General features: G+C 35.9%; 14 protein-coding genes. All 14 read left to right on the top strand.

All coding sequences use genetic code 11. The features are described 5' to 3' along the window. The first annotated feature begins 9 nt into the window (after window positions 1–9). Window positions 10–804, top strand: coding sequence for a RagB/SusD family nutrient uptake outer membrane protein (locus ACZZ95_RS22830; RefSeq protein ID WP_463470820.1), 795 nt, complete (start codon window positions 10–12; stop codon window positions 802–804). Between the two features lie 61 nt (window positions 805–865). Then, on the top strand, window positions 866–1,249 hold the full coding sequence (locus tag ACZZ95_RS22825; protein ID WP_463470819.1) for a RagB/SusD family nutrient uptake outer membrane protein: 384 nt from the start codon (window positions 866–868) through the stop codon (window positions 1,247–1,249). 47 nt (window positions 1,250–1,296) lie between these two features. Next, a complete protein-coding gene (locus ACZZ95_RS22820) occupies window positions 1,297–1,425 on the top strand; it encodes a hypothetical protein (RefSeq protein ID WP_463470818.1) in 129 nt (42 codons plus the stop codon). 32 nt (window positions 1,426–1,457) lie between these two features. Then, on the top strand, window positions 1,458–1,805 hold the full coding sequence (locus ACZZ95_RS22815) for a RagB/SusD family nutrient uptake outer membrane protein (RefSeq protein ID WP_463470817.1): 348 nt from the start codon (window positions 1,458–1,460) through the stop codon (window positions 1,803–1,805). Next, the gene (locus ACZZ95_RS22810; protein ID WP_463470816.1) at window positions 1,769–2,014 is read left to right on the top strand and encodes a hypothetical protein; all 246 of its coding nucleotides are present in this window, start codon (window positions 1,769–1,771) and stop codon (window positions 2,012–2,014) included. Before ACZZ95_RS22815 ends, ACZZ95_RS22810 begins: the two co-directional genes overlap by 37 nt. Before the next feature lie 100 nt (window positions 2,015–2,114). Beyond that, window positions 2,115–3,824, top strand: coding sequence for a polysaccharide lyase (locus tag ACZZ95_RS22805; protein ID WP_463470815.1), 1,710 nt, complete (start codon window positions 2,115–2,117; stop codon window positions 3,822–3,824). 158 nt (window positions 3,825–3,982) lie between these two features. Then, complete coding sequence (locus ACZZ95_RS22800; protein ID WP_463470814.1) at window positions 3,983–4,132, top strand: hypothetical protein; 150 nt, start codon at window positions 3,983–3,985, stop codon at window positions 4,130–4,132. Further along, the gene (locus ACZZ95_RS22795) at window positions 4,122–4,661 is read left to right on the top strand and encodes a DUF3826 domain-containing protein (protein ID WP_463470813.1); all 540 of its coding nucleotides are present in this window, start codon (window positions 4,122–4,124) and stop codon (window positions 4,659–4,661) included. The genes ACZZ95_RS22800 and ACZZ95_RS22795 overlap by 11 nt, the downstream gene beginning before the upstream one ends. Window positions 4,662–4,890: 229 nt before the next feature. Then, window positions 4,891–6,447: a pectate lyase family protein gene (locus ACZZ95_RS22790; RefSeq protein ID WP_463470812.1), complete on the top strand. Its 1,557-nt coding sequence runs from the start codon at window positions 4,891–4,893 to the stop codon at window positions 6,445–6,447. After that, window positions 6,434–6,598 carry a hypothetical protein gene (locus ACZZ95_RS22785; RefSeq protein ID WP_463470811.1) on the top strand — a complete coding sequence of 55 codons (165 nt, stop codon included), beginning with the start codon at window positions 6,434–6,436 and terminating at the stop codon, window positions 6,596–6,598. The genes ACZZ95_RS22790 and ACZZ95_RS22785 overlap by 14 nt, the downstream gene beginning before the upstream one ends. Window positions 6,599–6,778: 180 nt before the next feature. Beyond that, the gene (locus tag ACZZ95_RS22780; protein ID WP_463470810.1) at window positions 6,779–7,207 is read left to right on the top strand and encodes a hypothetical protein; all 429 of its coding nucleotides are present in this window, start codon (window positions 6,779–6,781) and stop codon (window positions 7,205–7,207) included. A 64-nt stretch (window positions 7,208–7,271) separates the two neighbouring features. Beyond that, a complete protein-coding gene (locus ACZZ95_RS22775) occupies window positions 7,272–9,308 on the top strand; it encodes a DUF6298 domain-containing protein (protein ID WP_463470809.1) in 2,037 nt (678 codons plus the stop codon). Beyond that, a complete protein-coding gene (locus ACZZ95_RS22770; protein WP_463470808.1) occupies window positions 9,259–9,855 on the top strand; it encodes a DUF6298 domain-containing protein in 597 nt (198 codons plus the stop codon). The genes ACZZ95_RS22775 and ACZZ95_RS22770 overlap by 50 nt, the downstream gene beginning before the upstream one ends. Window positions 9,856–10,253: 398 nt before the next feature. Further along, entirely contained in the window at window positions 10,254–11,648 is a 1,395-nt protein-coding gene (locus ACZZ95_RS22765) for a glycoside hydrolase family 140 protein (RefSeq protein ID WP_463470807.1), read from the top strand. Window positions 11,649–11,735 lie beyond the last annotated feature (87 nt).

Raw genomic sequence — 11,735 nt, 5'->3', positions numbered from 1 at the left:
AAAACAATTATGAAAGCAAAATTTTGTACATATATAACAATGATTCTTCTAATGGTATTAGGAGTTTCATGCAGTGATGACTTTTTAGAAGACAAAAAACAGTATAAATATTACGATGAAGAATTCTTTAAAAGTGAAGAACGAGTTAATTGGTATGTAAACAATTTATATTACGATTTTTTTGATGCCTATAAAACACCAACTGCAATAGTTGTAGGCTCTTATACAACTACTCAGACTTCTTACACAGAAGAAATAGGAGGTATTTCTACCATGATTAATCCAAATATAACTTTGGAAAATGCGGTGGATGGATCAGGTTATTTCGGAAAAACATTAGTTGAAAACCCTTCTAATGATCCTTATAACAGAATTAGAGATATTAATGTGATGTTGGAAAGAATTGATGTAGATGGAGCTAATTTGAGTCAGACATTTCGTGATCAGATTAAAGGGCAGATGTATTATTTACGCGCTCTTCAATATTTCGATTTAATGCGTACTTATGGAGGTGTTCCAATCATTACAACTGTTCAGACTCCTTCTAAAGATGATCCAGCAATTAAAATACCAAGAGCAACAGTAACGGAACTAGTTACTCAAATTACAGCTGATTTTGATTTAGCGACAAGTTTATTACCAAGCAGATGGCCGGCAACAGATTATGGTCGTTTTACGAAAGGCGCGACTTTAGCTCAAAAATCACGTGTTTTATTAACCTATGCAAGCCCATTATTTAATAAAGGCTGGGATTCATCAACTGCGCGTTGGGATGCGACATTAGCGGCTGGGATTAGCGGCTGAAGCAGAATTAACTTCAGCAGGACATGGTTTATACGGAGCTAATGCAAGAGATTGGGAAAGAATGTTTTATATTAATGATAACTCATTCAATTCAGAAGCTATTGCGATTAAACTTTTAGCAAGTAGCACTACTGTAGCAACTTCTTTACAGTCAAATAGCTCTTGGGAGAGATCAATTCGTTTGGCAAGCCAAGGCGGACAAGGAAGTGGTGGAGTTAAAGCTCCTAAAAGTATGATTGACTTATTTCCTATGGCAAATGGAAAACGACCAACAGTCGCGAATAATTATAATTCATTCTTATTTTTTAGAGATCGCGATCCACGTTTTTACAGAACTTTTGGTTTTTCAGGAAGCTACTGGCCTTACAATAATAGTTTAACTTCAGTCGCAGACGACCTACTGTTTGGGCATATCGTTGGTCAACGAATGCTACTACTGGTGTAGCTTTTAGTACAGGTAATGATGTATCGAGCCCTGCTTTTATTCGTAAAATGTCAAGTCCTACAGTAAGTAATGCATCGAACTTTCAAATTTCAGGAACAGATATTATGGAATATCGTTTTGCTGAGTTACTATTGAACATTGCAGAATGTTATGCCTGCAAAAGGAGATATTGGTAATACGGTTAATTATTTAGGACAAATTCGTAGACGTGTCGGAATTCCAGCGAGCAGATAATTACGGAATAGGTTTATTGGCAGACAAATATGCGGCTCTAGAAGCATGTTTATACGAGCGTAGAGTTGAGTTAGCTTATGAAGGAAAACGTTTTTGGGATGTTCAAAGATGGATGCTTTACAGTGACGATTCTTCACTTAATGATGCAACAAATACTAAACTTGGTATTCCGCAATTAAACGGAACACAGCGTATTGGGAATTATTTACATTATAAAAACGGAACTAGTCCTGCAGGTACAGATCCTTTAGCAGCAGACTCGTGCTTCTATATCTGTAGATCCAGATGCAGACAAACTTTCAAACTCAAATTACTGCTTTAGCAACTTTTTATACTAATAATTTTGAATTGCGTTCTCCTCCAACACCTATGGATAATGTTAGTAATGTAGCTACTCCAATTTCATGGAGATCAAATTATTACATTATGGGACTTAATCAGAGTGCTTTGGTTAACAATCCTTGGTTAACACAAACTATCGGTTGGAAAGATGGGAATGGAGCGGCAGGAAGTTACATTTATCAAGAATAGAATAATCATATAAGAAGAATAATTATAGAACTTTTCACCTGTATTCGTCAAAAGATACAGGTGATTTGTTTAAACAGAATTACCAAAATCAAGAATTAACATGAAAAATTCCGCATTATTTATCACAGCTCTGGTTTTTTTAGGAAGTGCAAAATGTTTTGCCCAATATCCAAAGATAAGTCCAGAAGTTCAAGCGCAGGAAAAAGCAATTAAAGAAGAAGCCCAAAAACTTTCTGATGAAGCTTGGGAAAAAGCTTTAGTAATTATTGAAGAAGAAGCAAAACATGGTAAGCCTTATATTCCATGGGCATCAAGGCCAAATGATTTACCACAGGCAGATATTCCTGCTTTTCCAGGAGCTGAAGGAGGAGGAATGTTTACTTATGGAGGTCGTGGCGGAAATGTCTACACTGTAACAAGCTTAGAAGACCGCGGGCCTGGAACTTTACGTGAAGCATGCGAAAAAGGAGGAGCAAGAATTGTTGTGTTTAATATTGCTGGAATTATCAGACTTAAAAGCCCATTAATTATTCGTGCACCATATATTACAATCGCAGGACAAACTGCTCCTGGAGATGGTATTTGTATTGCAGGAGAATCAACTTGGATCGATACGCATGATGTAATTATCAGACACGTACGTTTTCGCCGTGGAGAAACTTTCGTAGGCCGTCGCGATGATGCCATTGGAGGAAATCCTGTTGGAAACATTATGATCGACCACGTTTCTGCAACTTGGGGATTAGACGAAAACATGTCAATTTACAGACATATGTACAGCCCGGGTGCTGGATATCCAGACGAAAAGAAACCTACAGTAAATATTACAATCCAAAATAGTTTATTTGGAGAAGCTCTCGATACTTACAACCACGCTTTCGGAAGTACTTTAGGAGGAGAAAATTGCGCTTTTGTTAGAAATATGTGGGCAAATAATGCTGGTAGAAATCCCTCTATTGGATGGAATGGTATTTTCAATTTTGTGAATAATGTTGTTTTCAACTGGTACAACAGATCTACAGATGGAGGTGATTATACTGCAAACTACAACATCATCAATAACTTTTACAAACCAGGTCCAGTAACCGATTTAACACAGCCAATTAGCTACAGAATCTTAAAACCAGAATCAGGAAGAAGTAAATTATCTTATATGGTTTTTGGTAGAGCTTATGTAAACGGAAACGTCGTAAACAATAACGAAAAAGTTACAAAAGACAACTGGGACGGTGGTATTCAAATCGAAAACAAAAAAGGCGAGTTAATGACTTATGATGAAGCCAGTACTTATTTTGCTAAAATGAAAGCCGACAGACCTTTCCCAATGCCATGGTTTAATAAAATTATGACAGCACAGGATTCTTACGAATTCGTACTTAAAAATGTTGGAGCAACATTACCAATTAGAGATAAAGTTGACGAAAGAATCGTAAGAACAGTAAAAACTGGAGTTCCAGAATATGCAAAAGGATTGGAGAAAAAAGAATTCTATCAATTTGAACACAGACGTTTACCGATGGATTCTTATAAAAAAGGAATTATTACCGATATTTCTCAAGTGGGAGGATATCCGGAATACAAAGGAAAACCTTATGTAGATACAGATAAAGATGGTATGCCAGATGCATGGGAGAAAAAATATGGTTTAAACCCGAACGATCCATCAGATGCAAAAGGAGATTTAAACGGAGATGGATATACAAATATTGAAGATTATATTAATGGAGTAAATCCTGCAATAAAAGTTGACTGGAAAGATTTGACTAATAATAAAGAGACATTAGTTAGACCTTTATTAGATTTAAAATAAGAAACATCAGAATAAAAATCTGCAAATCTGCTAAATCTGCGAGAAAAAATTAGCCCGCAGATTTAGCAGATCAAGCTGATTAGTTAGCAAGATTAAAAAAAATAAGCCTTTGAGAGAAATCTCCAAGATTTTTTTCAATTAATTTAAAAATAAAAATCATGGCACTAAGTAAAATAAATGCTGGTTTATTATCGCTGGTTTTTGCATTTTCAACTTTAAATGCCCAACAGCATTTAGATCCAGAATACATCAAAGTTACCAACGAAAGAGCAGACAAAAATCGTTGTAAAATTAGATTTGAAAAATGAAGCAAAAGAAAAAGCTGTTTCAAATGTTATTGCACAACAATTTAGAGATTTAAGCGAAATTCAGGATGGAAGAGACGCTGAAATCAAAAAAGTTAAAGAAGATAACAGTTTAGCAAAAGAAAAGCAAAACGAAAAAATTGATAAACTGAAATCAAAAGCAGACGAATCAATTGCAAAATTGCATAAATCTTACCTAAAAAAATTAGGTAAAGAATTATCAGAAGACAAAATTACTGAAGTTAAAGACGGAATGACATATGGTGTATTGCCAATAACTGTTGCAGGTTATAACGATATGCTTCCAAACTTAACTGCAGAACAAAAAGATTACATCTACAAAGCGTTAGTCGAAGCGAGAGAACATGCAATGGACGGAGGCTCTTCTAAAGAAAAACACGGCTGGTTTGGTAAATATAAAGGAAGAATCAACAATTATTTATCAAAGCAAGGTTACGACTTAAACAAAGAAAGTAAAGATTGGCACGAACGTGTTGAGCAAAGAGAGAAAGCCAAAGCGGATAATAAATAGTACTTAGTTAATTAGTCCTTAGTTTATTAGTTCTTAGTCCTTAGTGATTAGTTCTTAGTCAATAGTAAATTGAAGAGAAAAGACTTAGTGCTATCTAGTAATAGCTAATAACTAACGACTAAAAACTAAAAACTAATAAACTAATAACTAACGACTAAGAACTAAGAACTAAGAACTAAGAACTAACGACTAAGTACTAAGAACTAACCACTAAGAACTAAACTAAAAAATGCAAAATATTTTCCCAAACCGTACTTTAAAAAGAACATTTTTGGCATTGTCATTTTGTTCACTTGTATCCTCGGCATATGCGCAATATCCCGTAATTCCAAAACCTGTTCAGGAAAAAGCTGATGCTCTTTTAGCTGATGAAGAAAAAAGACTAAACGAAATTTGGACGAGTAATTATCATATTATTCAGGAAGAAGCAAAACAAGGAAAACCTTATTTACCTTGGGCTTCTTATCCAAAAGATTTTGTTTTGGCAGATATTCCTGCTTTCCCCGGAGCTGAAGGCGGCGGTGCCTATACACAAGGAGGACGTGGCGGAAAAGTATTCGTAGTAACAAGTTTAGAAGACAGCGGAAAAGGAACTTTTCGTGAAGCCTGTGAAGCTGTTGGAGCCAGAACAATCGTTTTTAATGTTTCTGGAATCATTCAATTGAAAAAGAGAATCAGCATGCGCGCGCCTTACGTGACAATCGCCGGACAAACCGCTCCAGGTGATGGAATTTGCATTGCCGGAGAAACTTTAGAAATTGACACACACGACGTAATTATCAGACATATGCGTTTCAGACGTGGAGCAACAGAGGTTACAAGAAGAGATGACGCATTGGGCGGAAATCCGATGGGAAATATTATCGTAGATCACTGTTCTGTAAGCTGGGGATTAGACGAAAATATTTCTTTATACAGACATCAATTTGCGACTAATGCTAAATCAAAACTGGAAAAATTACCTGCTTGTAATATTACCATTCAAAATACCATTTCATCAGAAGGCTTAGATACTTACAATCACGCTTTTGGAAGTACAATTGGTGGATTAAACAGCACATTTATGCGCAATTTATGGGCCGATAATATCTCAAGAAATGCTTCTATCGGAATGTATGGTGATTTTAATTTTGTGAATAACGTAATCTTCAACTGGTGGAATCGTACGCTGGACGGCGGTGATTATCGTTCGATGTTGAATATAATCAATAATTACTTCAAACCAGGACCAATTACCCCTGCAGATCAGCCAATTCGATACAGAATTGTAAAACCAGAATCAGGTTATATTGAACCAAAACAATACGGAAGAGCTTATGTTTCAGGGAATTTCATTGTTGGTTCTCCAGAAGTTACAGCAGATAACTGGAACGGTGGTGTACAATTAGAAGATCTTCCCGAAGCAGAAAAGAAATCATTTTTAGAAGCGATCAAACAGCCAAAACCATTCTCAATGCCAAAATTCAATATTATGTCGGCAGAAGAAGCGTATGATTTTGTTTTGACGAATGTTGGAGCGACAATTCCAAAAAGAGATGCAGTTGACGAAAGAATCATCAAACAAGTTCGCACCGGAAAAATTGAAGTAAAAGACGGTTTAGAAAATGCAATTGGAAAAGAATATATTAAAAGAAGATTACCTGCAGATTCTTATAAAAAAGGAATTATAACACATCCTGACCAAGTGGGAGGTTATCCTGCATATAAAGGAAAAGCCTATAAAGATTCTGACAATGACGGAATTCCAGATGCATGGGAGAAAAAAATTTGGATTGAATCCGAATGATGCTTCAGATGCGAACAAAGACTCAAACGGAGACGGTTATACCAATATCGAAAAATATATCAACGGAATTGATCCAAACAGTAAAACAGACTGGACAAAAACCGAAAATAATACAGATACATTGGCGAAATTAAAGGGATTGTTGCAATAAAGTTTTATATTTAGTCACCAGAATATTTTCAACGTATCCTAACAGGTTTCAAAAACCTGTTACGTATTTCAAGAATCAAGAATATAGATTAGAATTAATTTCGAAACAATACCGCACAATTAATACCTAACAGGTTTTCAAAACCTGTTAGGATAAATCACAACAAAAAATATTTTTAAAGTGAATTTTAATCAACTAAAAAATATAATTTCTACTCAAAAAGATAAAATCATTTTATCAGCTTTCGTGATGCTTTTCAGCATTAGCATTACAACAGCACAAACCAATTTCCCAGACATTATCAAAACCAAAGAAGGAAAACTTTCTTTCACAACAGATAATAAAGGAAACCAAATTCCTGATTTTTCTTATGCCGGATACATGGCATCTGAAAAAGCAATTCCGAATGTGGAGAATAAAATTTTTGTTCCGAAACAAGAACAAGATGCAACCCAGAGAATTCAGGCGACGATTGATTATGTAAGTAATTTGAAGCCAAACAAATCTGGTTTTCGTGGAGCAGTACTTTTAGACAAAGGAACTTTCAAAATCAGCGGAACATTATTTATTAAAAAAATCAGGAGTTATTTTACGCGGAAGCGGAAATAATGAAAACGGAACTGTTCTTTTAGGAACCGGATTAAACAGAGAAGCTGTAATTAGAATTTTAGGTGTGGATGATAAAGAACTCGGAGAAACTTTCCAATTCAATACAACTTATACACCACTCGGAACAAAAACAATTCAGTTAAAAAACATCTCAAAACTAAAAGTATCTGACGAAATCATCATCACAAAACCTTTAACTGATAATTGGATTAAAGAATTAAAAATGGATGATTTTGGTGCAGAAACAGGCTGGGTTGGCTGGAAGAAAAACGATTGGGATATTACTTGGAACAGAGTGGTAACCAAAATCAGTGGCAATGAAGTAACCTTAAATGCTCCGTTAACCATGACCTTAGATGATGTTTACGGAACTGCAAAAGTTACTGCATATACTTGGTCGGGAAGAATCGAGCAAATCGGAATTGAAAATATTTTATTGAAATCAGCTTACGATACTTCAAAATCAAAAGACGAAGAACACAGATGGTTAGGAATCAGTATTGAAAACACAAAAAATGCGTGGGTAAAACAAGTTAGTTTCAAGCATTTTGCTGGTGGTGCCGTTTCGGTATTAAAATCGGCACAACAAATTACGGTTGAAGATTGTATTGCAACAGAACCAGTTTCAGAAATCGCAGGTTTTAGACGCCACACTTTTTATACAGAAGGCCAACAGACTTTATTTCAGCGTTGTTATTCTGAATACGGTTACCACGATTTTGCGGTGGGCGGTTTCGGAACAACGGGTCCAAATGTGTTTATTCAATGCGAATCATTTTTACCTTTTAATAATAGCGGCGCTATTGGAAGCTGGGCTACAGGGATATTATTTGAAATTTCTTATGTTGATGGGCACGCTTTAAGCTACAATAACAGAGAACAAAACGGAAGAGGAGCAGGATGGACGGCGACAAATAGTGTTATTTGGGAAACAGCGACATCTAAAATAGAATGCTACAATCCGCCAACAGCGCAAAATTGGGCATTTGGAACTTGGGGCGGCATCATGGCTGGCGACGGACATTGGAAAGACGTAAACAATCACATTTCTCCAAGAAGTTTATTTTATGCACAATTGGAAAGCAGATTAGAAAAACTTCCTGTAAACCCATTTATCTATGATTTAGGTTCAGAACCTTCTTCAAGTCCAACAATGGAAGTCGCGGAAGAATTAACTAAAAACTCTCTTGCTCCAAAGCAAAGTTTAGTAGAATGGATTGCAGAAGTTTCGAAATCAAATCCAATTGACACGAAGAATTCAGGTTTAAAAAATGCGAATGATTTAAAGTTAAATTCGGTACAAAATACAATTTCAGATAAAAAAGTAACCACAAAAAACGGCTGGCTTACTTATGACAATAAAGTAATTGCAGGAAACAGATTAAGCGTGCCGTGGTGGCGCGGAAGTTTGAGAGACAGTGATATTTCTAAATCAGTTCCGGATGTTACCAGATTCGTTCCAGGAAGAACAGGAACCGGATTTACAGATAATATCAATGAAGTATCAGATTATTTGAGTACCAATAATATGGTCGTTTTAGAACACAATTACGGTTTGTGGTACGAAAGAAGAATGGACGATCACGAACGTGTTCGCCGTTTTGATGCCGATGTTTGGCCTCCGTTTTACGAACAGCCATTTGCCAGAAGCGGTCAGGATTTGGCTTGGGATCAATTGAGCAAATACGATTTAACAAAATTCAATGATTGGTATTGGGATCGTCTGGCACTTTTTGCTAATGTGGCCGAAACCAAAGGACAAATATTAGTCAATCAACAATATTTTCAGCATAATATTATAGAAGCCGGAGCACATTGGTCAAGTTCGCCTTGGCGTTCCGCAAACAATATAAACAGTACAGGTTTTCCGGAACCTCCGCCATATGCTGGAGACAAGCGTATTTTCATGGCAGAACAATTTTATGATGTTACTAATCCTGCAAGAAGAAAATTACACCAAGGATTCATCAGAAAATCTTTGAAGAATTTTCAAGAAAACAGCAACGTAATTCAGTTAACAAGTGCCGAATATACAGGTCCAGCCGCACTTTATGGAATTTTGGCTGGACGAAGTTCAAAAATGGAAAAACGAAACGGGTAAAAAAGCAATCATAGGTTTAAGTGCGACAAAAGATGTTCAGGATGCGATTTTAAATGATGCCAAAAGAGCCAAAACAGTAGATGCAATTGACATTCGTTATTGGTATTACAAAGAAGACGGATCAGCTTACGCGCCAGAAGGCGGAAAAAATCTAGCACCAAGACAACACGCCAGAAAATTAAAAACCGGAAAAGAAACAGACAATCAGGTTTACAGAGCCGTTCGTGAATACAGAGAAAAGTACCCTGAAAAAGTAATTCTATACTCAACAGATGGTTCACCAAGATTTGGATGGCCGGCTTTAATGGCGGGAGCTTCAATAGCAAACATTCCAAAAATCGAATTGCCTGAGTTTTATGCCGCTTTAAGCGAAATGAAATTAGTCGACGGAAATACGTTCTCAGACAACCTGTGGAAACTAGAAAATAAAGGTACAAGTTATCTTTTCTATTTGAAAAATGATCAGGAAATTTCAATTGATTTATCCAATACAAAAGGAACTTTCGAAGTATACGCCATAAACGCGAGCAACAGGAAAAATCACTAAAAAAGCAAATATAAGCGGAGGAAAAACAGTAGTAATTCCTCAATCAGAAATCAAAGAAAAAGTGCTTTTTGTAGTGAAGAAATAAAAGAAAAGGTTCGCCGCAAATTACACGAATTAGCACGAATTTAATTTAGATTTTAAAAAATTAAATCTGCTCGATCTGCCAAATCTGCGAGAGTAAAAAATTTCATGCTCCCGATAGTTATCGGGATAAAGAGATAAAAGCATATTCAGCAGATTTAAAATTTTGATCTGTGGAAATCAGCCAAAATCAGCAAAATCTGCGTGAAATAAAAACACATAGATTATAAAAAATAATTAGTGCAATTGCTTCGCCTGTTCACTATCGTTCGAGTTGTGGCAAAAAAATAAAAATATAATTTCAAAATAAAACCAAAATGAATCTGAAAATTAAATATTTATACGCCCTAAGTATAAGCTTTTTGTTGACAGCACAAAGCGGATTTTCCCAAGCTGGAAAACAACTGCCTCAAATCAAAGTCTCTAAAAATCAGCATTATTTTGTAACCGAAAATGAAAAACCATTTTTCTGGTTAGGTGATACAGGCTGGCTGACATTCGGAAAACTGGACAGAGCAGGAGTTGATAAATACTTTAAAGACAGAAAAGAAAAAGGATTCAACGTAGTTCAGGTAATGGTTTTGCACAACATAAATGCTGTAAATGTGTATGGAAGTGCCACTTTGATTAACGAGGATGTTTCAAAACCTTTAATCACGGCCGGAAATAATTTCAATAACAAACAAGAATACGATTATTGGGATCATGTAGATTACACTTTAGATGTGGCTCGCAAAAACGGAATCTACCTTGCAATGGTGCCAGTTTGGGGAACAAATGTTTCTAAAGGAAATAAAGTCAGCAAAGAACAGGCAATAGAATATGCGACGTTTTTAGCAAACCGTTACAAAAGCAAAACCAATGTAATTTGGTTAAACGGAGGTGATACACATGGAAACGAGTTTATGGATATCTGGAACGCCATCGGAAATACTTTAAAAACCAATAATCCAGAACAATTAGTTACGTTTCATCCATTTGGAAGAACAGATTCTTCAGAGAATTATCATAATGCAAAATGGTTAGATTTCAATATGTTCCAATCCGGACACAGAAGATACGATCAGGATTCAATACAAACGAATTTCAAAGAAGACAATTACAAATTTGTTCTAAGAGATTTCGAATTAAAACCAACAAAACCTACGCTTGACGGAGAACCATCTTACGAAGCAATTCCACACGGTTTGCACGATACCTTACAACCAAAATGGACAGACAATGACGTTCGCCGTTACGGATATTGGTCGGTTTTATCAGGCGCGACAGGTTACACATACGGACATAACGCAGTAATGCAGATGTTCAGAAAAGGCGATAAACCAGCCTACGGAAACAAAGAATTATGGACAAACGCCATCAATGCGCCAGGAGCAAAACAAATGGTTTACATTAAAAAGCTGATGTTGCAATTTCCGTTTTTAGAAGGTATTCCAGATGAAACTTTAATCGCAAACCAAGGATCCAGATACGATTATCTACCTGCAATAAGAGGACAAAATTACGCTTTGATTTATACCTATAACGGAAAAAAAATCGAAGTCAATATGGCAAAAATTTCTGGAGATAAAGTAACTGCAAGCTGGTACAACCCAAGAAACGGAAAAGAAACCAAAATTGGAACTATAGACAATGCAGGAACTAAAGAATTTCAGCCTTTAGGAATTAAAAAAGATGGTAATGACTGGGTTTTGATTTTACGCTCTAAATAAATAATAACAGACCTAACAGGTTTTTAAAACCTGTTAGGTCTAATCACAGTACCACCAATCTTTGTCATCCTGACGAAGGAAGGATCG

Source organism: Flavobacterium sp. AC267 (assembly GCF_979258715.1).
Note: the sequence above shows the minus strand (reverse complement) of the source record. Positions and strands in the feature narration are given on the sequence as shown.